The organism is Amycolatopsis sp. NPDC004772 (assembly GCF_053601215.1).
In genome coordinates, this window is record NZ_JBSGBK010000025.1 from 69,794 (window position 1) to 92,644 (window position 22,851).

At 73.1% G+C, this 22,851-nt stretch carries 18 protein-coding genes; 11 read left to right on the forward strand and 7 right to left on the reverse strand.

Translation table 11 applies throughout. The features are described from left to right. Positions 1–42 precede the first annotated feature (42 nt). Positions 43–918 carry an FAD-dependent oxidoreductase gene (locus tag ACWEF6_RS17650; RefSeq protein WP_449683904.1) on the forward strand — a complete coding sequence of 292 codons (876 nt, stop codon included), beginning with the start codon at positions 43–45 and terminating at the stop codon, positions 916–918. Here ACWEF6_RS17650 and ACWEF6_RS17655 read toward each other — a convergent pair. The 3 genes from ACWEF6_RS17655 to rocD form a co-directional block, all read right to left on the reverse strand. After that, positions 908–2,206 carry a glycoside hydrolase 5 family protein gene (locus ACWEF6_RS17655; RefSeq protein ID WP_449683905.1) on the reverse strand — a complete coding sequence of 433 codons (1,299 nt, stop codon included), beginning with the start codon at positions 2,204–2,206 and terminating at the stop codon, positions 908–910. The two genes, ACWEF6_RS17650 and ACWEF6_RS17655, sit on opposite strands and share 11 nt — an antisense overlap. A 73-nt stretch (positions 2,207–2,279) precedes the next feature. Next, a complete protein-coding gene (locus ACWEF6_RS17660; protein WP_449683906.1) occupies positions 2,280–3,638 on the reverse strand; it encodes a DUF2252 domain-containing protein in 1,359 nt (452 codons plus the stop codon). A 201-nt stretch (positions 3,639–3,839) separates the two neighbouring features. Further along, entirely contained in the window at positions 3,840–5,072 is a 1,233-nt protein-coding gene (gene rocD, locus ACWEF6_RS17665; RefSeq protein WP_449683907.1) for an ornithine--oxo-acid transaminase, read from the reverse strand. A gap of 144 nt (positions 5,073–5,216) precedes the next feature. On the opposite strand from rocD, the gene ACWEF6_RS17670 reads away from it, so the two are divergent. From ACWEF6_RS17670 to ACWEF6_RS17690, 5 genes are read left to right on the forward strand one after another with little or no spacing between them, the layout of a single operon-like run. Continuing rightward, positions 5,217–5,546, forward strand: a complete 330-nt coding sequence (locus tag ACWEF6_RS17670; protein WP_449683908.1) for an ArsR/SmtB family transcription factor — start codon at positions 5,217–5,219, stop codon at positions 5,544–5,546. Then, positions 5,543–6,010 (forward strand): SRPBCC family protein, encoded by a 468-nt coding sequence (locus tag ACWEF6_RS17675; protein ID WP_449683909.1) that lies wholly within the window; start codon positions 5,543–5,545, stop codon positions 6,008–6,010. The genes ACWEF6_RS17670 and ACWEF6_RS17675 overlap by 4 nt, the downstream gene beginning before the upstream one ends. A 17-nt stretch (positions 6,011–6,027) precedes the next feature. After that, entirely contained in the window at positions 6,028–6,891 is an 864-nt protein-coding gene (locus tag ACWEF6_RS17680) for a PPK2 family polyphosphate kinase (protein WP_449683910.1), read from the forward strand. Beyond that, positions 6,888–8,987, forward strand: a complete 2,100-nt coding sequence (locus tag ACWEF6_RS17685; RefSeq protein WP_449683911.1) for a prolyl oligopeptidase family serine peptidase — start codon at positions 6,888–6,890, stop codon at positions 8,985–8,987. Before ACWEF6_RS17680 ends, ACWEF6_RS17685 begins: the two co-directional genes overlap by 4 nt. Then, positions 8,984–9,934 carry an LLM class F420-dependent oxidoreductase gene (locus tag ACWEF6_RS17690; protein WP_449683912.1) on the forward strand — a complete coding sequence of 317 codons (951 nt, stop codon included), beginning with the start codon at positions 8,984–8,986 and terminating at the stop codon, positions 9,932–9,934. Before ACWEF6_RS17685 ends, ACWEF6_RS17690 begins: the two co-directional genes overlap by 4 nt. A 3-nt stretch (positions 9,935–9,937) precedes the next feature. Here ACWEF6_RS17690 and crcB read toward each other — a convergent pair whose 3' ends face one another. Further along, the gene (gene crcB / locus ACWEF6_RS17695; RefSeq protein ID WP_449683913.1) at positions 9,938–10,312 is read right to left on the reverse strand and encodes a fluoride efflux transporter CrcB; all 375 of its coding nucleotides are present in this window, start codon (positions 10,310–10,312) and stop codon (positions 9,938–9,940) included. After that, positions 10,309–10,716 carry a fluoride efflux transporter FluC gene (locus tag ACWEF6_RS17700; protein ID WP_449683914.1) on the reverse strand — a complete coding sequence of 136 codons (408 nt, stop codon included), beginning with the start codon at positions 10,714–10,716 and terminating at the stop codon, positions 10,309–10,311. The genes crcB and ACWEF6_RS17700 overlap by 4 nt, the downstream gene beginning before the upstream one ends. 146 nt (positions 10,717–10,862) lie before the next feature. Between ACWEF6_RS17700 and ACWEF6_RS17705 the strand changes: the two genes are divergently transcribed. From ACWEF6_RS17705 to ACWEF6_RS17720, 4 genes are read left to right on the forward strand one after another with little or no spacing between them, the layout of a single operon-like run. Further along, positions 10,863–12,383 (forward strand): pyridoxal phosphate-dependent decarboxylase family protein, encoded by a 1,521-nt coding sequence (locus ACWEF6_RS17705; protein WP_449683915.1) that lies wholly within the window; start codon positions 10,863–10,865, stop codon positions 12,381–12,383. After that, the gene (locus ACWEF6_RS17710) at positions 12,380–13,657 is read left to right on the forward strand and encodes a lysine N(6)-hydroxylase/L-ornithine N(5)-oxygenase family protein (protein WP_449683916.1); all 1,278 of its coding nucleotides are present in this window, start codon (positions 12,380–12,382) and stop codon (positions 13,655–13,657) included. Before ACWEF6_RS17705 ends, ACWEF6_RS17710 begins: the two co-directional genes overlap by 4 nt. Next, positions 13,654–15,384 carry an IucA/IucC family protein gene (locus tag ACWEF6_RS17715; protein WP_449683917.1) on the forward strand — a complete coding sequence of 577 codons (1,731 nt, stop codon included), beginning with the start codon at positions 13,654–13,656 and terminating at the stop codon, positions 15,382–15,384. The genes ACWEF6_RS17710 and ACWEF6_RS17715 overlap by 4 nt, the downstream gene beginning before the upstream one ends. Continuing rightward, complete coding sequence (locus tag ACWEF6_RS17720; protein ID WP_449683918.1) at positions 15,381–16,685, forward strand: glutamine synthetase; 1,305 nt, start codon at positions 15,381–15,383, stop codon at positions 16,683–16,685. The genes ACWEF6_RS17715 and ACWEF6_RS17720 overlap by 4 nt, the downstream gene beginning before the upstream one ends. A 113-nt stretch (positions 16,686–16,798) precedes the next feature. Here the strand turns inward: ACWEF6_RS17720 and ACWEF6_RS17725 are convergent, their stop codons facing one another. Both ACWEF6_RS17725 and ACWEF6_RS17730 read right to left on the reverse strand, forming a co-directional pair. Then, entirely contained in the window at positions 16,799–18,190 is a 1,392-nt protein-coding gene (locus ACWEF6_RS17725) for an FAD-binding oxidoreductase (RefSeq protein ID WP_449683919.1), read from the reverse strand. A gap of 81 nt (positions 18,191–18,271) precedes the next feature. Then, positions 18,272–21,256, reverse strand: coding sequence for an ATP-binding protein (locus tag ACWEF6_RS17730; RefSeq protein WP_449683920.1), 2,985 nt, complete (start codon positions 21,254–21,256; stop codon positions 18,272–18,274). A gap of 179 nt (positions 21,257–21,435) precedes the next feature. On the opposite strand from ACWEF6_RS17730, the gene sthA reads away from it, so the two are divergent. After that, positions 21,436–22,848, forward strand: coding sequence for a Si-specific NAD(P)(+) transhydrogenase (sthA, locus tag ACWEF6_RS17735; RefSeq protein ID WP_449683921.1), 1,413 nt, complete (start codon positions 21,436–21,438; stop codon positions 22,846–22,848). Positions 22,849–22,851 lie beyond the last annotated feature (3 nt).

A 22,851-nucleotide genomic window follows, 5' to 3' on the forward strand; every position in this document is an offset into this window, starting at 1 on the left:
GTGGGATGGCCGTCTGCCACGATGCGGGGAGAGGAGGATCGGATGCACATCACGGTGGCGGGGGCCGGGATCATCGGCCTGAGCTGCGCGTACCGGCTGGCCGGTGCGGGCCACGACGTGACGGTCGTCGCGACGGCCGGCCCGGGCGAGTCGACTTCGGCGGTGGCGGGCGGGGTGCTGTACCCGCCGGTGCGCGTCCCGGACAAGCGGATCGCGCGGTGGACGGCCGAGACCTTGGCGGTGCTGCGGGCACAGGAGGCGCCGGGGGTGCGGTTCCGCCGCGGCCGGGTCCTGCGGGCCCCGGGCGAGCCGGAGCCGCAATGGCTGCGGTCGATGATCGACCCGGTCCGCGACGGCGACCGGCTGCTGTTCACGACGGCGCTGGTGGACACGCCGGTGTACCTGGAGTGGCTGCTGGCGCAGGTGGTCGCGCTGGGCGTGCGGGTCGAATACCGGCCGTTGCCGTCCCTTTCCGGGGTGGGGCCGGTGGTCAACGCGGCGGGCCTGGGCGCGGGACCGCTGGCGGGCGACCGCACGATGGTCCCGGTCGGCGGCCAGGTCGTGCACGTGACCGACCCGGGCCTGCCGGAGTTCGTGGTCGACGAGACCGGCCCGGGCGTGACGTACGTGATCCCGCACGGCACCCACGTGGTGTGCGGCGGAACGGAGGAGCCGGGCCGCGCGGACACCGACCCGAACCCGGCCGTGACGGCGGACATCCTGCGCCGCTGCCGGGAACTGGAGCCGCGCCTGGCGGACGCCGCCGTGCTGCGGTCCCGGGTGGGGCTGCGCCCGTTCCGGCCCGCGGTGCGGCTGGAACGGGTCGGCGACGTGGTGCACTGCTACGGGCACGGGGGAGCGGGCATCACCTTGGCGTGGGGGTGTGCGGCGGACGTCGCCGCGCTGGTCACAGGCTGATGAGCTCGGTGATTCCCCGCTGCTTCAGGTAGTTCGCGTCCGAAGCGCGGCTCTGCAGCACGAACGCCACCCGCTTCCCTTCCGCCGCCAGTTTGAAGAACCGGTCGTTGCCCCACGTCGGGAAGAGGTCCGGGAGCACGATCGCCGCCGGGCGCGGGGCCGGGTTCGGGGGTGTCCGGTCGAACTCCGCCACCAGCGCCTTCAACGCCTGGCCGGCCGGCTTCAGCTTCCGGTCGTTCGTGTACAGCCCGAGGTCGTACTCCAGGGGGTTGAGGTTCGGGACCAGCGCGGAGTTCACGTCGTGGGAGCACCACCACGTGAAGCCGAGAGTGTGGGCACTGGCGGCCGCGTTGCGGATCGACCGGGACAGCCACTCGCCGTACTGGGGGCGGGTCGCGTCGCTGAAGTGGATCGACGGCGCGGCGCCGTCCTCCTGGATCCAGACGCGGCGGGCCGGGTCCGTCGCGTACGCCTGGGCCACCTGGATCAGGCGTTCCGCGTTGTGCGTCGCGACCGCGCCGAGCGGGTCGGTCTCGAGCGTGCCGGAGAACGACGTCCACGGGTGGATCGCCACCACGTTGCCGGCGTCCGCGAGCCCGCGGCGGGTGAAGTGGGTGCCGTTGTCCCACGGCGCCCGGTCGCAGCCGACCGTGTGCTCCCTGCCCGGCGCCACCTCCTCGGCGGTGGCGCACAGCGTGCGGGCCCAGGCGTCCGCCTGCGCCTGCGTCACGAACAGGCCGGCGAAGTCGTCCCAGTAGTAGTACGGCTCGTTCGACAGGTCGAAGCCGAGGAAGCGCGGGTGCCGCCCGATCCGCTCGGCGAGGGCCCGCAACAGCGTCCGCTGCGCGTCGAGGGCCGCCGGGTCGGTGAACCAGTTGACCGGCTGGGGCTTGGTCTGCAGCCAGTTCGGCGTCCAGTAGCGGGCCGAGATGTGGCCGTTGAACACCGTGACCTCGACGTCCAGCCCGGCCGCGCCCGCGAGGTCGAGGAACCGGTGCAGCCGGTCGAGCTTCTCGCCGCTCACCAGCGCGGGTTCCGGCTGGAAGGCCGACCACAGCAGCATGAGCCGCAGGTGGTCGAGCCCGAGCGCGGCGATGTCGTCGAGGTCACGGCGCAGGTCGTCCTCGCGCCAGTCCTCCCACATGTGGAACCAGCGCGTCGACGGCGTGTAGTTGACGCCCAGCCGGAACGCCCGCTTCCGGGGCGCCGCGGCCGCGGGGAGCGCGCTCGCCGCCAGGGCCGTCGCGACCGCTCCGGTGAGCACCGACCGCCGCTTGAGATCCGCCACGCCGCCTCCTTCGTCCGGGCACGTCTAACACGACGGCGAAGTGGATCTCCAGTGTTGACCGGCAACCTGTCCGTCAGTTGCGGGAGAAGGCGGCGTGATCGGCTTCCGTTTGGTCGGCATACCGCACGGCGTATGCGCCCATCGCCTCGTCGAGCTCCGACTCGTCGGCGAAGTACCCCGCGAGCAGCTTCGGGTGCAGCGACCGCGTGTGGGCGCGGGCCAGCAAGGCGCCGGCCAGCCTGCCGTAGTCGTCTAGGTGGTCCTTCTCGAGCTCCGACGGGTCGATGTCGCCCTTGAGGTTCCGGAACTGGCGGACGATGAACGGGACGCCGTCGATCGTGGTCCAGCCCAGCAGGATGTCGGTCTCCGCCTGCACCAGCCGGGCGCCGTCGACGATGCGCTGTCCCTCGTGTGCGGCCGGGGGCAGGTCGAGGTACGGCGCGAGGGCCGGGCGCTGGGCCTGTTTCACCTGCAGCACCAGGTCTTCGTCGTCGTTGCCGTGCAGCAGGGCGACGTAGCTGCGCAGGCCGACGCTGCCGGTGCCGACGACCCGGAAGGCGACGTCGGCGAGCCGGTACCGCGCGATCAGCGTGCGCCGGGACTCCCGCAGCGTGTCCACATAGGACACCAGGCCGGCGGCGACGGCTTCGGCGGTCCCCGCGTCGACGTGGGTGAGCACCGGCGGGTCCGCGACGAACCGGTGGCGGGCCAGGCCGGTCTCGTGGTCGTCGACGCGCTCGGTCCACTTCGCGGCGACCTTCGCGCTGTCGTTCTTGCGGGCCTTCTCGGCCGCGTCGGCGAAGTCGTCGATCAGCTCGTCGGCCCGTGCTTTCGACAGCACCGAGGAGTCCGGCAGCGCGTTCCAGCTCCGGAGGAACGGCAGCTCGGCGAGCGCGCGGATGGTCCGGCGGTAGGACTTCACGGCGTCTTCGGCGGCTTCGCGGCACCCCGATTCGCGGATGCCACCTTCGCGGCCGGCGAGCACGAGGCTGGCCGCGAGCCGCTTGAGGTCCCATTCCCACGGGCCGGGGACGGTCTCGTCGAAGTCGTTGATGTCCATGACGATCTTGCCTTCGGGGGTGCCGTAGAGCCCGAAGTTGGCGGCGTGCGCGTCACCGCAGAGCTGAGCGGTGACGCCGGACGAGGGTGTCCCGGCGAGGTCGGCACCCATCAGGCCGGCGGCGCCGCGGAAGAACGTGAACGGCGAGGCGCGCATCCGTTCCCGCCGCAGGTCGGTCAGCTCGGGCAGCCGCCCGGCGTTGGTGGCGTCGAAGTACTCGCGCGGTGCCGGCCGGTTCTTCGCCGCGGCCGCGTGGTCGTGCAGTGCGGCCGGCGTCTTCTCGCGGAGCCGCTTCCCTTGTTCGAACAGCTCGGCCGGCGTGACGCTGCCGGTGCCGACCAGCGGCCGTTCTCCCCATTCCCCTGATCCCATACCGGGCACAACGTCCGAAGGGGACGTTGTGCTCCCGAGCGCGCGCGGTGGGGCGGTGATCGCGACATTGGGGGGCGGGCCGCGGCGGACCTGGCGGGCGGGCGCTCCCCGGCCGCCGAGGTGGCCCGCAGGTCAGCCGAGGTGCGTGTGTTCCCGGACGCCGCCGGGGCGGGAGGCTCACCCGGCGGCGTCCGGGTGGTTTCAGGGGCGGATGACCTCGGCGATCGCGTCGATGCCGCGGTCGAGCTCGTCGCGGGTGATCACCAGCGGCGGGGCCACCCGCAGGGTGCGCTCGTGCGTCTCCTTGCACAGCACGCCCCGCGCCATCAGCGCCTCCGAGGCCGCCCGGCCCGACGGGCCGCCCGGGGCGATGTCGATGCCCGCCCACAGGCCGCGGCCGCGGACCTCCGACAGGCCCTGCCCGACCAGCTCGCCGAGCCGCGCGTGCAGGTGGGCGCCCAGTTCCGTCGCCCGCTGCTGGAACTCGCCCGTGCCCAGCAGGCGCACGACCGCCCGGCCGACCGCGCAGGCCAGCGGGTTGCCGCCGAACGTGGAACCGTGCTCGCCCGGCTGCAGGACGCCGAGGACCTCACGGCGGCCGGCCACCGCGGACACCGGCAGGATGCCGCCGCCGAGGGCCTTGCCCAGCGTGTAGACGTCCGCGCGGATGCCCTCGTGGTCCAGCGCCAGCACCGTGCCGGTGCGGGCCAGGCCGGACTGGATCTCGTCGGCGATCAGCAGCACGCCGTGCTCGTCGCAGGCCTGGCGGACGTCGGCGAAATACCCCTCCGGCGGCACGATGACGCCGGCCTCGCCCTGGACCGGCTCCAGCAGTACCGCCGCCGTGCGCGGGGTGATCGCGTCGCGCAGTGCGGCCGCGTCGCCGTACTTCACCGTGACGAAGCCCGGGGTGAACGGGCCGAAGTCGGCGCGGGCGGTCTCGTCGGTCGAGAACGAGACGATCGTGGTGGTCCGGCCGTGGAAGTTCGAACCGGCGACGATGATCTCCGCGGTGCCGTCCGGCACGCCCTTGACCCGGTGCGCCCACTTGCGGGCGATCTTGACCGCGGACTCGACGGCTTCGGCGCCGGAGTTCATCGGCAGCACCAGTTCGGTGCCGGTCAGCTCGGCCAGCTCGCGGCAGAACAGCCCCAGCTGGTCGTGGTGGAACGCCCGCGATGTCAGCGTGACGCGCCCGAGCTGCTCGACGGCGGCCGCGACCAGGTCCGGGTGGCGGTGGCCGAAGTTCAGGGCCGAGTAGCCGGAGAGGAAGTCGAGGTAGGGCTTGCCTTCGACGTCGGTCACCGAGGCGCCGGAGGCTTCGGCGATCACGACGGGCAGCGGGTGGTAGTTGTGCGTGCTCCACCGCTCGTCGAGCTCGATGAAGCTCGCGGCGGTGGGGGCGGCGGTCTCCCGGCCGGCGAACGTCGTCATGTGTTCAGGTTAGAGGCAGCAGACGCAGAGTTCAGCCGGGAATCGTTGCTTTCACCCGTTGTTCGTTGCGCAATATCGCGTTCACACCCCCGAAACACTGCGTGCCGGTTGACGGTTACATCAGTAAGTCGTAACTTACGGTTCGTGGCGACTTACGGAAGCGACCAGCTGGCCGCCCTCGCCGACCCGTCGCGCCGCGCGATCTTCGAAGCGCTGCGGGCCGGGCCGCGGGCGGTCGGCGAGCTGGCCGCGGACCTGCCGATCAGCCGCCCGGCCGTGTCCCAGCACCTGAAGGTCCTCAAGGAGGCCGGCCTGGTCACCGACCGGGCCGTCGGCACCAAGCGGCTCTACCGGCTGGAACCGGCCGGGATCGCCGCCCTGCGCGCCTGGCTCGACGGGATGTGGTCGGACGCGCTGAAGGCCTTCGCCGAGCTGGCGGAAGCCACCGAACCCACCGAAGAGGAGCAGCCATGACTCTGGAGCCGATCCGCCGGAGCGTCACCGTCGCGTGCTCGCGCGAGCACGCGTTCAAGACCTACACCGAGGCCTTCGACAGCTGGTGGCCGCGGCAGCACCACATCGGCGCGGGCGAGCTCGCCGAAGCCGTCCTGGAGCCGAAGCCGGGCGGGCGCTGGTACGAACGCACGGTCGACGGCGCCGAGTGCCAGTGGGGCGAGGTCCTGGTCTGGGAGCCACCCGCCCGGGTGGTCCTGTCCTGGCGCATCGACGGCGACTGGAAGATCAACCCCGACCCGGCGTACGCCAGCGAAATCGAGGTCAGTTTCATCGAAGAGGGGCCGAAGTCGACCCGCGTCGAGCTGGAGCACCGCGACTTCGAGCGGCACGGCGAGACCGGTCCCAAGGTCCGCGAGGGCGTCTCGGGCGACGGCGGGCACGGCGCCCTGCTGGAACTCTTCGCCGGGAAAGCCGCCGCCTGAGCGGGTACTTTCGGCGGATGGCCAAGAAGGACGACGGAAGCCGGGTCCGGGACGCGCTGCGCGTCGACGGCGCACTTCCGGACCCGGGCTCGGCCCCGGTGGGGCCGGGCAAGAAGGCGAAGGCCCTCGAGCGGCTCGGCAGCGCGGGTGAGCGGCTGTCCGCGCTGCAGGAGGCGCTCTACGCCGAGGGTGTCGGCGGCGGCACCCGCCGGGTGCTGCTCGTGCTCCAGGGCATGGACACCTCCGGCAAGGGCGGCACGGTCTCGCACGTGCTCGGCCTGGTGAACCCGATGGGCGTCCGGTACGCGGGGTTCAAGAAGCCCACCGCGGCCGAACGGCGGCACCACTACCTCTGGCGGATCCGCAAGCAGCTGCCCGCGGCCGGCCAGATCGGCGTCTTCGACCGCTCGCACTACGAGGACATCCTGGTCCCGCGCGTGTCCGGCCTGCTCACCGCGGCCGAGCGCCGGCGCCGGTACGCCGAGATCAACGCGTTCGAAGCGGAGCTGGCCGAGGCGGGCACCACGGTGCTCAAGGTGTTCCTGCACATCTCGCCCGAGGAGCAGCTCAAGCGGCTCAAGGCCCGGCTCGTCACGCCCGAGAAGCGCTGGAAGTACAACCCGGGCGACCTGGAGGCGCGGTCGCACTGGCCCGCGTACGAGAAGGCCTACGCCGACATCTTCGAGAAGACGCCGGGCTGGTACGCGGTGCCCGCCGACCACAAGTGGTACCGCAACTGGGCCGTCGCCGAGCTGCTGATCGAGACCCTCGCCGACCTGAAGCCGCAGTTCCCGGCGCCGGACTACGACGTCGACGCGGAGCTGGCCAAGCTGAAGGGTGTTGGCGTCTCGCGTGAGGAGTCTGGAAGAGTGCGGGCGTGACCGATGTCGACGACCTCCCGTTCCTCCGCAAACAGGCCCGGACCCAGCGCTTCACCCTCGGCGCGCCGAAGGAGTTCCGGGTCGCCCCGGACGGCTCCCGCGTGCTGTTCCTGCGCGCGGAGTCGGGCACCGACCCCCGGCACAGCCTCTGGTCGGCCGACCTGGCGACCGGCGCCGAGACCAAGCTCGTCGACGCCGCCGAGCTGCTGCCCGGCGAAGAGGAGCTGCCCGCCGAAGAGCGCGCGCGGCGCGAGCGGGCCCGCGAGACCGGCGGCGGCGTCGTGCACTACGGCGTCGACGCGGCCTTCACCGTCGCGGTGTTCTCGCTCTCGGGCAAGCTCTACACCCTGGACCTCGCCTCGGGCGAGGTGACGCTGCGCGTCGACGGTTCGGTCATCGACCCGCGGCCGGACCCCACCGGCACGCACGTCGCCTACGTCCAGAACCGGCGGCTGCACGTCCTCGAGCTGGCCACCGGCGAGGACCGCGTGCTGGTCGAGGAGGACGGCGAGGACATCGCCTGGGGCCTGGCCGAGTTCATCGCGGCCGAGGAGATGGACCGCACCCGCGGCTACTGGTGGGCCCCCGACGGCCGCAGCATCCTGGCCGAACGCTCCGACCGCGGCCCGGTCCCGCGCTGGACCATCGCGGACCCGGCCAACCCGCAGAACCCGGCGAACGTCGTCGCCTACCCGGCGGCGGGCACCACGAACGCGCTGGTGTCCCTGGCGGTGCTCGGCCTGGACGGCTCGCGGGTGGACGTCGAACCGGGCGAGTGGGAGTACCTGGCCTCGGTGCACTGGTCGGCCGGCGGCGCGCCGCTGCTCGCCGTGCAGCCGCGCGACCAGAAGCGGATGGACGTCCTCGCGGTGGACGTCGCCGACGGCTCGACCTCGGTGGTGCACAGCGCTTCCGACCAGCACTGGATCGACATCGTCGGCGGTGTGCCGGCCTGGACGCCCGACGGCCGCCTGGTCGTCGAGGGCATGGTCGACGGCGACCACCGGCTCTTCGTCGGCGGCGAGGCGGTCACCCCGGCCGGGCTGCAGCTGCGGGCCGTGCTCGACATCGGCGACGAGATCCTGTTCAGCGCCTCCGAGGACGACCCGACGCAGATCCACGTCTTCCGCACCGAGGGTGCGTCGGTGCGCCGCCTGTCCACTGTGGATGGCGTGCACGTCGGCGCCGGAACCGCCGCGGTCACCGTGCTTTCCTCGTGGAGCCTGGAGTACAGCGGCCCGCGCGTGTCGGTGCTGCGGGACGGCTCGCCGGTCGCGACGATCACCTCGTCCACTGTGGACCCCGACATCGTACCGAACCTGACCTGGCTGACGCTGGGCGAGCGGAACCTGCGCGCGGCGCTGCTCCTGCCGCGCGGGTACGAGCCGAGCGAGGGCAAGCTGCCGGTACTGCTCGACCCGTACGGCGGGCCGCACGCCCAGCGCGTCCTGCAGAGCCGCAACGCGTTTCTCACGTCGCAGTGGCTGGCGGACCAGGGCTTCGCGGTGCTCGTCGCGGACGGCCGCGGCACGCCGGGCCGCGGGGCGGTGTGGGAGCGCGAGATCCACGGGCGCCTTGCCGACGTCACGCTGCAGGACCAGGTCGACGCGCTGCAGGCGGCGGCCGCTGCGTTCCCCGAGCTGGACGTGGAGCGGGTGGCGATCCGCGGCTGGTCGTACGGTGGCTACCTGTCGGCGCTGGCGGTGCTGCGCCGGCCGGACGTCTTCCACGCGGCGGTCGCGGGCGCGCCGGTGACCGACTGGTCGCTGTACGACACGCACTACACCGAGCGGTACCTCGGGAAGCCGCAGGACGAAGCCGAGAGCTACGCGCACAACTCGCTGATCGAGAGCGCGGGCGAACTGAGCCGCGCGCTGCTGATCGTGCACGGCCTGGCCGACGACAACGTGTTCGTCGCGCACGCGCTGCGGCTGTCGTCGGCGCTGCTGGCGAAGGGGCGCCCGCACGTCTTCCTGCCGCTGGCGGGCGCGACCCACATGACACCGCAGGCCGAAGAGGTCGCGGAGAACCTGATGCGCACGCAGGTCGATTGGCTGCTGCGCGAGCTGTCCGCCGTCGAGAAGGAGACTGCATGAGCCGCTGGGGCCTGACGATTCCGCTGACCGGGGTGCCGCTGACGGCGCACCGTGAACTGGTCGAGCAGCTGCCGGACCTGGGCTACACCGACGCGTGGACGGCCGAGACGGCGGGCACCGACGCGTTCACGCCGCTGGTGCTGGCTTCGCAGTGGGCCCCGCAGCTGCGGCTGGGCACGGCGATCGTCCCGGTGTACACGCGCGGCCCCGGCCTGCTGGCGATGCAGGCGGCGACGGTCGCGGAGCTGGCCCCGGGCCGGTTCGTCCTCGGCATCGGCGCGTCCTCCCCGGTGATCGTCTCGGCCTGGAACGCGGCGTCCTTCGACGAGCCCTTCGCGCGTTCCCGGGACACGCTGCGGTTCCTGCGGTCGGCGCTGGCGGGGGAGAAGGTCAGCGAGAAGTACGACACGTTCGCGGTGTCGAAGTTCCGCTTGGAGCGCCCGGCGGACCCACCGCCGTCGATCATGCTGGCGGCGCTCCGCCCGGGCATGCTCAAGCTGGCGGCGCGCGAGGCGGACGGCGCGATCACGAACTGGCTGGCGGCTTCGGACGTGCCTCAGGTGCGGTCGGTGGTCGGCCCGGACGTCGAGCTGGCGGCCCGCATCTTCGTCTGCCCCACGGAGGACGCCGACGCGGCCCGCGGCCTGGGCCGGATGCTGATCTCGAGCTACCTGACGGTGCCGGTGTACGCGGCGTTCCACGACTGGCTGGGCCGCGGCGAGGCACTGGCCCCGATGCACGAAGCCTGGGCGGCGGGGGACCGGCAGAAGGCGAACCAGGTGATCCCGGACGCGGTGGTGGACGAACTGGTGATCCACGGCAGCGTGGCGTCGTGCCGCGAGCAGGTCCAGGCCTATGTGGACAACGGGCTGACGACGCCGATCATCGCCCTGCTGCCGACGGGCGGGGACCCGTTCGAGCAGGTGCGCGGGCTGGCGCCGCGCTGACGCTCACGTGAAGGTGACGGTGGCCAGCGCGAGCCCGAGCCCGCCGGCCGTCAGCCCCGCGGCCACCGTCACCAGCACGTTCAGCACCGCGTACCGCCGCGTCTTCTCCAGGAACAGGCGGACCGTCTCGTAGCCGAACGTCGAGAACGTCGTCAGGCCGCCGCAGAAGCCCACTGCCATCAGGGCGCGCACCGAGGACGGCTCCGCGCCGTGCAGGAGCCAGCCGCTCAGGAAGCCCAGGACGAACGAACCCGCGATGTTCACCGTCAGCGTCCCGAACGGGAACGGCGAGGCGCGCCACTGCCGGACCTTCCAGTCGGTCAGGTAGCGCAGGATCGAGCCCGCCGCGCCGCCGAGGGCCACCAGGAGCGGTGTCACTCCGGCCGCCTCCGGGACACCGCGCGCGTCGCCGAGAGGCCGGCCGCGACCGCCGCCAGGCAGAGCACCACCGACGCGGCCACGTACAGCGCGGAACCCAGAAGCCGCCCGGTCGTCGCCGCATCGAGGGTGTCGGTCACGAACGTCGAGAACGTCGTGAAGCCGCCGAGGATCCCGACGCCGAGGAACGGCCGGAGGAGGTGGTGGGGGCGCGCGGTGGTGGTCAGGACGGCCATCAGGACGCCGATGAGCAGGCAGCCGAGGACGTTGGTGAGCAGCGTCGCGACGGCGAACTCGCCGCGCGCGTGCGGGATCGCCACGGACAGGCCGTAGCGGGCGAGGCTGCCGAGCGCGCCGCCGGCGCCGATCGCCGCCAGGACGTCCCACCGGGGCACGCTGATCACCTCCTCCTCGCGCTGAACCTACTCCCGATGGCCGACGCGTCGCCGCCACCCGGTCGAGCATGCTGGACGGGGCCGGATGACAGGCAGCCTTCGGTCGCCGTACTGTTGCTCAGCGTAGGCAAGGCAACCCTAAGGAAGGCGGGCACATGCGGGCAGACGGGCTGGCCGGAGGCCACGGCGGCGCGGACCGGCTCGGCGAGCTGATCCCGCTGGCCCTGCGCGCAATGGCGGCGGGGGTGGCCGAACGCGGAGGCCCCATCCCGGCCGGCGGCCCGGCGGCGGTGGCGGCGGCCCTGGTGGCAGAGCGTGGCGAGCTGGGGGGACACAGTGACGATGGTCCGGACTCGGCTGATGCTGCTGTGCCCGCCCCGGGATCCGTGCAAGCTGCTGCGGCCGCCGGGAGTGGCCTCCTGCCCCGCCGGGGTGTCGGAGCCGAAGCCGCGCTCGAACAGCTCAGCCGGCTTCTCGCCGCCGGGTCCGCCGATCCTGCCGATCCCACCTGTGCCGCCCACCTCCACTGCCCGCCCCTCGCCGTCTCCGTGGCCGCCGATGTCGTTGCCGGCTCCCTGAACCCCTCCATGGACTCCTGGGACCAAGCCCCCGTCGCCAGCGAGCTCGAGCGCGAATTCACCACCGGCATTGCCCGCCTCTGCTACCCCGATGCCGAAGACCCCGACGCCGTCGTCACCACCGGGGGCACCGAATCCAACCTCCTCGGCCTTCTCCTCGCCCGCGAAAACGGCGTCCTCCAAAGCGTCTGCGGCGCCAACGCCCACCACAGCGTCGCCCGCGCCGCCTGGCTGCTCGGGCTGCCCGCCCCGATCGTCGTCCCCTGCGACGGCGATCGGCTGCGGCCCGAGGCGCTCGACCAAGTTCTCACGCCCGGCTGCGTGGTCGTCGCCACCGCCGGGACCACCAACACCGGCACCCTGGACCCGCTGCCCGAAATCGCCGAAATCTGCCGCCGGCACAACGCCCGGCTGCACGTCGACGCGGCCTACGGCGGCATGGCCCTCTGCAGCGACACGCTCAAACCGAAGCTCGCCGGGCTGGACCGTGCCGACTCCGTGGCCCTCGACCTGCACAAGTTCGGCTGGCAGCCGGTCGCCGCCGGGCTGTTCGCCGCCCGGGAGGCCGCCGATCTGGGGGCGCTCACCGTCCGCGCCGAGTACCTCAACGCCGACGACGACACCGAAGCCGGCCTGCCGGATCTGCTCGGCCGCTCGATCCGGACGTCGCGCCGGCCGGATGCCTTCCGGATGGCCGTCACCGTGCACGCGCTCGGCACCGACGGCCTCGGCGCCCTCGTCGAACGCTGCTGCGCCCTCGCCACCGAGGTCGCCCGCCGCGTCGAGGACCACCCCGGCCTGCGGCTCTGGGGCCCGCCTGAACTGTCCACAGTGGTCCTGCGGCCGGTCCTCGCCGACGAGGCGGGCGGTGACGAGCTCGTCGCGCGCGTCCGCCGGGCGCTCCTGGAGGCCGGCACCGCCGTCATCGGCCGGGCCGCGCTGCCGACCGGGCCGGGCGGGGCGAACCAGCTGTGGCTCAAGCTGACGCTGCTGCACCCGCACGCCACCGCCGGCGACTACCTCCCGCTGCTCGACCGGATCGTCGCCACCGCGGGTGCCGAGCTCGTCGCCGGCCGGGAAAGCCCGGTCGCTTCGTGAGGCGCCACCACCTCGCCGGGGTCGGGATCGGGCCGTTCAACCTCTCGCTCGCGGCCCTCGCCGCCGGAGTCGACGGCCTCGACGCCGTCTTCTTCGACGCCCGCCCAGAATTCCGCTGGCACCCCGGCCTGCTCGTCGAGGGCGCGACGCTGCAGGTGCCCTTCCTGGCCGACCTCGTCACGCTCGTCGACCCGACGAACCCGTTCTCCTTCCTCAACTACCTGCGCGACCGCGGCCGCCTGTTGCCGTTCTACTTCGCCGAGCGGTTCCACATGCCGCGCGTCGAGTACGACGACTACGGCCGCTGGGCCGCCGCCCGGCTGCCGTCGTGCCACTTCGGGCACGAAGTGACCGGCATCCGCTGGGCCGGCGACGCCTTCGAGCTCACCATCGCCGGGCGCGAGCCGGTGCTCGCGGACAACGTCGTGCTCGGCGTCGGTTCGGTCCCTTCGGTGCCCGAACCGCTGCGCGAGCTCGTCGCCGATCCCGGGGTGCTGGCGGTGCACTCGGCCGATTACCTGACGCACCGGGACGAACTCCTCGCCGCCGGCAGCGTCACGGTCGTCGGCTCCGGGCAGTCGGGCGCCGAAGTCGTGCTCGACCTGCTGCGCAGCCGATCCACTGTGGACGGACTGCGCTGGCTCGCCCGGACGCCCGCGTTCGCGCCCATGGAGTACTCGAAGCTCGGCCTCGAACAGTTCACACCGGACTACACCGCGTACTTCCACGCTCTCCCCGAAGCCGTCCGCGACCGGCTGCTGCCCACGCAATGGCAGCTCTACAAGGGTATCGACACCGAAACGATCGGCGCGATCCACGACGAGCTCTACCGCCGCAGCATCACCGGCCCGCCCGGCGCCGTGCTGACCCCCGGTGTCGAAGTCGTCTCGGCGTCCACAGTGGACGGCGAGCTCGCGCTCGGTGTCCGGCACGCGCAACAGGGCCGTGACGCCACCCTGCGCACCGCCGCCGTCGTCGCGGCCACCGGGTACGCGGAGGCGCCGACCGGGCCGCTGCTGGCCGGGCTCGGCGATGCCGTCCGCCGCGACCGGCAGGGCCGCCTCGACGTCGGCACCGACTACCGCGTCGCCCTCGACCTGCCGGGGTCGCTGTTCGTGCAGAACGCCGAGCGGCACACCCACGGGCCCGGCGCGCCCGATCTCGGCCTCGGCGCCTGGCGGGCGGCCGTGATCCTCAACGCCGTGTGCGGCAAGACCGTGCACGAGCTGCCCGACCGCACCGCGTTCACCACGTTCGGCCTGGAGGACAAGTGACCCTGGACGAGGCGGCCGCCTGGCGCGCGGCCGGCGCGCTGATCACCCACAAGATGCTCGGCGAGCTGTCCTACGAGCACATGCTGGAGCCGGTCGCCGACGGCGACGCCTACCGGCTGGAGCTCCCGGGCGCGGTTTACACGTTCCGGGCCCGGCGGGGCGCGTTCGACGCCTGGACGGTCGAGCCCGGCAGCGCGCGCCGCTCCGGCGAACCGGTCACCGACCCGCGCACGCTCGTCGTGGACGCCCGCGAAGTCCTGGGCCTGAGCGGGCTGAGGCTGGCCGACGTGCTCGCCGAGCTGACCTCGACGGCCGCCAACGAAGCCGCCCGCCTGCGCCGCGCGCCGACCGCGGCCGAGCTGTCCACCATGGACTACGACGTCGCCGACGGGCACCTCACCGGCCACCCGCGGCTCGTGCTCAACAAGGGGCGGGTCGGGTTCTCCGCGCGGGACCGGGCCCGGTACGCGCCCGAGGCGGGCGAGGATCTCCGGCTGCGCTGGTTCGCCGTCCACCCGGACCACGCCGAGTTCCGGTGCGTCGACGGGTTGAGCCGGGACGCGCTGCTGGCCGCCGAGCTCGGCGAGCTGCGCGACGAGTTCGCCGCGAAGGCGCCCGAGGACTACGTCTGGGTGCCGGTGCACCCGTGGCAGGCCGACGAAATCCTCGGCACGCTCTACGCCGCCGAGCTCGCCACCGGTGTCGTCATCGACCTCGGGGAGAGCGCCGACGTCTACCGGCCGCACCAGACGGTCCGGACCCTGGCCAACGTGAGCACACCCGGCCGGCACGACGTCAAGACCGCGGTGTCGGTGCGGAACACGCTCGTCTACCGCGGGCTCAACTCCGCGGCCACGCTCGCCGGCCCGTCGGTGACGACCTGGCTGCGCCGGATCAGCGCGGCCGACCCGCTGCTGACGGAGCAGTACCGGTTCGGGCTGCTCGGCGAGGTGGCGAGCGTGTCGGTGCAGCACCCGCTGTTCGGGCACCTCGAGGAGCTGCCGTACCGGTTCCACGAAACCCTGGGCGCGCTGTGGCGCGAACCGATCCGGCTGGCCGAAGGGGAGCGGGCGCTGTCCTTCGCCGCGCTGCCTTACCGGGGTCCCGACGGTGTCTCCGTGCTGGCGCACCTGATCGGCGGCGGGGACGCGACGGCGTGGCTGACCCGGCTGTTCGACCTGCTGCTCACGCCGTTGCTGCAGTGGCTGCTGCGGCACGGCGTCGGGTTCTGCCCGCACGGCCAGAACCTCGTCCTGGTCGTCGACGCCGCCGGGGTTCCGCAGCGGGTGCTGATCAAGGACTTCGCCCAGGGGGTCGACCTGCTCGACGAGCAGCTCGGGAGCTACGAGTCGCTGCCCCCGGAGGCGGCCGCGGACATGCTGCGCTGGCCCGCGCACCTGCTGGCGCAGTCGCTGTTCAGTTCGGTGTTCTCCGGTCAGTTCCGGTTCTGGGCCGAGGTCCTGCTCGACGAGCTCGGCCTGCAGCGGGCCGCGTTCTGGGCGCCCGTGCGGGAGATCGTCGGCCGCTACCGGGACGAGAACCCCGACGTGGCCGCGCGGTTCGACGCCTGCCGGCTGTTCGCCCCGGACGTCGAGCGCGTGACGCTCAACCGGGAGCACTTCGCCGGGCAGGGCTTCGACAAGGTGGAACGGGACGACGAGTTCGACGTCCGCTGGGGGCGGGTGCCGAACCCGCTGCACGCCCCGGACCCGGGCGGCGCGTGGTGACGGCGTTCGCGCGGCCGGTCGGCCCGCGGTCGCTGGCCGACCGGCGTGCGGCGGCCGCGGCGGGGGAGGGGGTGCTGCGGGGGCTGCTCGCCGAGGACGGTGCTCGGCTGCTCCTGCTGGTGCCCGATCCGCACGCCCGGTTCGCCGCGGTCGAGCTGGCCGCGCCGTTCGCGGCCTCGGTGCTCGATGATGGTTACGGCGTTTGCAGTTATGTGTTCGCGTGGACGCCGTCCCGGGATCCGCTGCCGGCGTCCGGGGTGCTCGGCGGGTACCTCGAAGGGTTCGGCGACCTGCGGGTGCGGCCGGACGCGGCGTCGGCGATCCCGCTGGGGGACCGGACCTGGGCCGTCGTGGGGGATGCCGAATGGCCGTCCGGGGGTGCGGCCGAGCTGGCGCCGCGGGAGGTGCTCCGTACTCAGCTCACCGCGCTGGAGGGGCTGGGGTTGGTGCCTTCGGTGGGCATCGAGCACGAGGTCGTTTTCCGGGATGCGTCCGGGCCGCTCACCTCGCACGGGGCCGACTACGCGGTGGGCGGGACCGAGCGGCTTGCGCCGTTGTTGCGTGATCTGCGGGCCGCGCTGGACGACGCCGGGTTGGGCGTCGAGTCGGCGCGGGCCGAGTGTCATCCCGGGCAGTACGAGATCGTGCTGCGGCACCGGGATGCTCTGGCCGCTTGTGATGATGTTCTTCTGCAGCAGCTGATCGTGCGCCGGGTGGCGGCTCGGCACGGGGTTACCGCCGATTATCTGGCCGCTCCTTCGGTTGGGCAGGGGAACTCCGGGCACGTTCACCTGTCTTTGTCCGCTGTGGATGGGTCGGAGCCCGATCTGCTGGGTGGTTTCCTGGCCGGGGTGCTTCGGGATGCGCGGGCGCTGACTGCCGTTTGGGCGCCTACTTGGAACTCCTATGTCCGGTTGCGGACCGCGCCGTTCTCGCCGCGGGAGGTTCGGTGGGGGTATGACGACCGGACCGCCTCGGTTCGGGTGGCCGGGCCGGCTTCCGGGCCTCGGCTGGAGTTCCGGTTCGCCGGGGCTGATGCTCAGCCTCATCTGGTGGTGGCTGCTCTCTTGGCTGCTGGGCGGTTCGGGTTGGAGGAGGGGTTGGTTCCGCCGGAGCCTGGGGTTGGTGCCGGGTCTTTGGCTGGTTCGCCTTGGGAGGCTTTGTCTTTGCTGGATCGGGTGGGGGAGTTGCTCGGGGCGGATGTTGCTGCTTTGTTGGGGGCTTTGCTGGGGGAGGAGATTGATGCCGGGTTGGGTGTGGTGACCGACTGGCAACGTTCTCGAGGTGGTTTGCGGTCTTGATTCGCTCGTTCTCCGCCACCCCGAAGCCGTTATTGTGACTACGGACGGGTTCTGGCTTCGGATCGGGGTTGCGGGGGTCTGGATTCCGTGGGTGGCCGGTTGCGTTGTTCGGTTCAGGTGGTCGGGCGGATGTTCTGGTTGACGTGGAAGACGTTCTCCGGGTCGTACTTCCTCTTCACCGCCGCCAGCCTTTCGTAGTTGCCCTGGTATGACGCCCTCACTCGGTCCTGGCCCTCCTCCATCATGAAGTTGATATACGCTCCTCCCGCCGATGTCGGGTGGAGTTCGTCCCAATAGGTGCGGGTCCACTCCGCGATTTCCGCTGCCTTCTCCGGTGCGGGGTCGACGCCCACGATCACGCCCGACCAGCCGCCCTTGCGGTGGGGGAAGGCCGTTGCGTCCGGGGCTACTCTGCTCGCCGCTCCGTCGATCGGGTACAGGTGCATCGATGAATGCATTGTCGGCAGCTTCTCGCCGTTCTTCAGGTGGATTTCGATGGCCTCGTCCGAAATCTCATGGAACACGTCCGCCCGCCAGTACCACTGGAGGCCTGCGGGATACAGCGCGTCGAACGCTCCCTGCAGTGCCGTGTACGGCAGGTCGTGGAGGCCGACCAGCAGCGGCTCACCGAACGAGCGGACCGGCTCCAGGACTTCGTCCGCCTTGTCGTGCGCGCCCGTGTAGCACCAGACGATTCCGCAGGCCTTGCGGCCCCACAGCTGCTCCGGGAACGGGGGTGCCGGCGGGACCGTCAGCAAACCGAACCAGCCGTTCAGCTCCTCCGGCAGCGCGGGGAGCAGCTCGCGGTACCAGCGCAGCACCTCCGGCGTGTCCGCCAGGTCGTACAGCACCGGGCCGCCGATCACCACGCCGTGCTCGCCGATGTCGTGGCAGCGGAACGTGAACGACGTGACCACGCCGAAGTTGCCGCCTCCTCCTCGCAAGGCCCAGAACAGGTCCGGGTGCTCGGACTCCGAGGCGTGCACGAACGAACCGTCGGCGAGGACGACGTCCGCTCCCAGGAGGTTGTCGACCGTCAAACCGAAGCGGCGGGCCAGGTAGCCGATGCCGCCTCCGAGGGTCAGGCCCGCCACCCCCGTGGACGCGACGATGCCCGACGGCGTGGCCATGCCGAACGCCACCGTGGCGTGGTCGACGTCGCCCCAGGTGCAGCCCGCGTCGGCGCGGACCGTCTTCCGCACCGGGTCGACCGTGGTGCTGCGCAGCCGGGACAGGTCGATGACCAGCGCCCCGTCCGCGACACCCAGGCCGCCCGCGTTGTGGCCGCCGCCGCGCACCGCGATGTCCAGGCCGCGGGCTCGGCCGTAGCGGACGCAGGCGACGACGTCGGCCGCGTCGCGGCAGTAGGCGATCGCCGCCGGGCGCTTGTCGATCATGGCGTTGTAGACGGCCCGGGCCTCGTCGTAACCGGGGTCGGCGGGCGTGACGAGGTCGCCGCGCAGAGCAGCGGCCAGTTCCTCGTGCGGCAAGGCGGTGGTGGTCATGGTGGCCCCTCTCGGATTTCGGTTCCGGAGGGGAACGTAGGCCGCCGGCGTTCGCCCAGCGTTCGGGTCGTTCGGGCCTGGTCAGGATCGCTCCAGGTCCGCCTCCGCCCGCCGTCGCAGGGCGATGCTGCCCTGGCCGCGGGCCAGCTCCACGGCCGCCCGGAGCCGGGGGACCGGGTCGGCGTCGTGGCCCGCCCGCAATCTCAGGACCTCCGGCAGCCACCAGCGGTCGTCACGGGCTTCGCCGGCCGCCAGGGCCGCATCCAGCGTGGCCCGGGCCGCGTCCGGTGGCGACAGCTCGGCGACCAGCGACAACCAGTACGGCATCCGCGCGAACGACCCCTCGGCCTTGAGGTTCGCGACGCCCTCCTGCGCCGTGGCGAGGCCGGCCGGGCCGCCACGGGCCCAGCCGCCCAGCAGCAGCGCCCACTCCCGGTAGTACGCGAAGCCGTACCGCTCGCACAGGGCCCGCAGCTCCGTGACGACCACTCCGAGCGCCTGCCGGTCGCGGCGCATCTGGTGCGTCATCCCCGCGTACGCCAGGGCGATGGCCAGGCTGTACGGGTGGTCGATCCGGCGGGCGAGCGCGATCGCCTCGGCGCCGCACGCCACGGCCTCGTCCTCCTGCCCGAGCAGCCAGTGGGCGTGCGCCGCCCAGGCCGGGCCGTGGACGTCCGGGCGGGTGCCGATCGGCCACGACGACGCGCCGCGCGTCCGCTCGGCGCCCAGCTCGAAGTGCCGCAGCGCCTCCGCCGGGTCGTGGCCGAGGCTCAGCGCCGAGCCCGCGACGATGAAGTGCGCCGAACCGTCCTGCTCGGCGCTCGTCCCGGGGGCGAGCAGGCCCAGCGCGCGTTCGGCCGCCTCGTGGGCCTGGACCGTCCGGCCTTGGACGAAGCGCGACGACCACAGCTCCAGCAGCGCGGTGAGCGCGGCCTCCGCGTCGCCCAGCGACTCCGCCAGCGCGAGCGACCGCTCCAGCGTGCGCTGCAGCTCGGGCGACGAGTAGCCCTGGTGGGCGTTGAGCGGCCCGGCGAGCGCTTCGAGGACGGCCAGCTCGTCCCGGTCGCGGTTGCCGCTCGCCGGCCGGGCCGTCACCAGCGCCAATGCCTCTCGCAGCAGCCGGATCGCTTCGGCGTGGGCGAACGTCCCCGCGGCGACGGCCGCCGCCCGGCGGTAGTGCGCGACGGCGCGGTCCGGGCGGCCGCCGCGGGCGTACTGCTCGGCCAGCTGCGCCGCCACGGCGTCGGTGTCCCCGGCGTGCAGCAGCTCCAGGCCCTGGGCCAGCCGCCGGTGCAGCAGCCACCGCCGCGGCGGGCTGACCTGCTGATAGGCCGTCTCGCGCAGCAGGTCGTGGGTGAAGTCGTAGGCGCCGCCGAACTCGCGCACGATCCGGCGCCGCCACAGCTCGTCGACGGCGTCGACGACGGTGTCCGCGTCGAGGTCGCTCGCCTCGGTGAGCAGTTCGAGGGTGACGTCCCGGCCGGCCGCGGCGGCGAGCCCGGCGATTTCGCGCGCGGCCGGGCCGGGCTGCTCCAGCCGCGTCCGCAGCACCGCGGCCAACCCCTCGGCGGGCGGGGAATCGTTGGCCCGCAGGGCTTCGACGACGTAGAGCGGGTAGCCGCCGGTGGCCGCGTGCAGCAGTTCACGGTCTGAAGTGGACAGTGGACGGCCGGCGACCGCCTCGCCCAGGCGGGCCGTGCCGTCGGCGTCGAACGGGCGCAGCGGCAGCTCGGTCAGCCTGCCGTCGTCACGCAGCTGGGCCGTCCAAGCCGCGACGCCCGGGCCGGGGTCGCCGTCGCGCAGGGTCGCGGCGACCAGCAGCGGCGCGTCCGGCAGCAGGCCGAGGCCGAAGGTGACGAACGCGCCGGTCTCTTCGTCGCACCACTGCGCGTTGTCGAGCACCAGCAGCACCGGCCGCCCGCTCGCGGTGAGCGCCCGGGCCAGCCCTTCGAAGAACCGCAGGCGCTGCCACGCGTCGACGGTCGGGTGCCCGCCGCCGGCCGTTCGCGTGGCCGGCAGCAACCGGTCGACTTCCGCGCGCCACACCGGGTCCAGCGACGCCGCCGCCCGCTGCACGGCCGGCGTGCGCAGCCAGTCGGCCACCGGCGCGAGCGCGAGCCGGCCCGGCGCGGCGAAGCACCGGCCGGCGGCCACGATCGCGCCCTCGGCCCGGGCCAGCCCGGCGAGCTCGGTGACCAGCCGGGTCTTGCCCACTCCGGCGTCACCGCGCACGAGGACGAACCCGGCGCGGCCCGCCGCGGCCGTCCGCCACAGCTCGCCGAGGCGGGCCAGCTCCGCGGCGCGGCCGACGAGCCCGGGCGCGGCCGTCCGCCGGGGCTCCGGGTCCGGCCGGGCCAGCAGCCGGCGCAGGGCCGCGCGGGTCGCCTCGGCCGGGACGACGCCGAGTTCGCGTTCGAGCACCGATGCGCACCGGTGGTAGGTGCTCACCGCGCCCGCCCGGTCACCGGCCGCCGCCTGCAGCGCCATCAGCGTCCGGTAGCCCGTCTCTTCGAGCGGGCGCAGCGCGATCCGGCGGCGGGCCGCGGCGAGCGCGGCGGCGGGATCGCCCGACGGCGTCCGGCAGAGCAGGTCGCACAGCTCGACGCACTGGCGTTCCAGTTCGGCGCGGGCGGCCAGGACCCAGTCGTCGGCCAGGCCGGGCAGCAGCTCGCCGCGGTAGGCCTCGAGACCGGCCCGGGCGTGCCTCGCGGCGGCACCGGGTTCCTCGGCGGCCAGCGCGGCCCGGTGCGCGACGGCGAACTCCCGCACGTCCACCCGGCTCGACGGGGTGTCCTGCCAGCACAGGTCCTGCCCGGTGACGCTCAGCGAGGGCGGGTCGCCCAGCACGCGCCGCAGCTGGTGCAGCTCCCGGCGGAGGTTGGTCAGCGCCTGCGCGTCGGTGGAGTCGGGCCAGAACAGCCCGGCGAGCAGCCGCCGCGGCTGCGCCCGGCCGGCGTGCACGACGAGGTGCCCGACGAGCGCCACCGACCGCGGCGACCGGGTCAGCACGGCGCCGGAAGCGTCGTCGGCGATGACCTGCTCGCCGAGCAGCGAGACGCGCAGCACCGGGACACGCTAACCCCGAGGCCGGTTCGCGCGCGGATCTTGTGGGGCGGGGTGCGCGGCGAGGCGGGGTCGTTCGCGCGCGGGCAGCACCGGCGCGCGCAACTCCGCGACCCGTTCGCGCGCGGATCTTCACCGGCAGGGGGTTGCGCGCGGCGCGCCGGGTGCGCAGGCTCGACGTCGTGAGCGAGCACGAGTACGACCTCATCGTCATCGGTTCGGGCCCGGGCGGGCAGAAGGCCGCGATCGCCGCGGCGAAGCTCGGCAAGAAGGTGGCGGTCGTCGACCGGCACGACATGGTCGGCGGGGTGTGCGTCAACACCGGCACGATCCCGTCCAAGACGCTGCGCGAAGCCGTCCTCTACCTGACCGGGATGAACCAGCGCGAGCTCTACGGCGCCAGCTACCGCGTCAAGCAGGACATCACCATCGCCGACCTGCTCGCCCGCACCCAGCACGTAGTCGGGCGCGAGGTCCAGGTCGTGCGCGCGCAGCTGCTGCGCAACCACATCGACCTGCTCGACGGCACCGGCTCCTTCGCCGACCCGCACACCGTCCTGGTCGACGGCCGTCACCGCGGCGACCGGCGGACGCTGTCGGCCGACCACGTCGTGATCGCCACCGGCACCCGGCCCGCGCGGCCGAAGCAGGTCGACTTCGACGCCGCCCGCGTGCTCGACTCCGACGAGATCCTCCGGCTGGAGCAGATCCCGTCGTCGCTGGTCGTGGTGGGCGCCGGGGTGATCGGGATCGAGTACGCGTCGATGTTCGCCGCGCTCGGCTCCCGGGTCACCGTGGTGGAGCAGCGCGACCACATGCTCGACTTCTGCGACCCGGAGATCGTCGAGTCGCTCAAGTTCCAGCTGCGCGACCTCGGCGTCACGTTCCGCTTCGGCGAGAAGGTCGCGGACGTGGCGGTCTCCGACCACGCGACGATCACGACGCTGGTCAGCGGCAAGCGCATCCCGGCCGACGGCGTGATGTACTCGGCGGGCCGCCAGGGCATGACCGGCGAGCTCAACCTGGAGGCGGCGGGCCTGAGCGCGGACGAGCGCGGCCGCCTGGTGGTCGACGAGAACTACCGCACGGCGGTCCCGCACATCTACGCGGTGGGCGACGTGATCGGCTTCCCGGCCCTGGCGGCGACGTCGATGGATCAGGGCCGGCTCGCGGCGTACCACGCGTTCGGCGAGCCGGCGCACGAGCTGGGCGCGCTGCAGCCGATCGGCATCTACACGATCCCGGAGATCTCGTACGTCGGCTCGACCGAGGCCCAGCTGACGTCGTCGTCGGTGCCGTACGAGGTCGGCATCGCCCGCTACCGCGAGCTGGCGCGCGGCCAGATCACCGGCGACAGCTACGGGATGCTGAAGCTGCTGGTGTCCACGACGGACCGCAAGCTCCTGGGCGTCCACGTGTTCGGCACGGGCGCGACCGACCTGGTCCACATCGGACAGGCGGTGATGGGTTGCGGTGGCACGGTCGACTACCTGGTGGACGCGGTGTTCAACTACCCGACGCTGTCGGAGGCGTACAAGGTGGCGGCGCTGGACGCGACCAACAAGATCCGGGCCCTGGAGCGGTTCTCGTCCTGACTC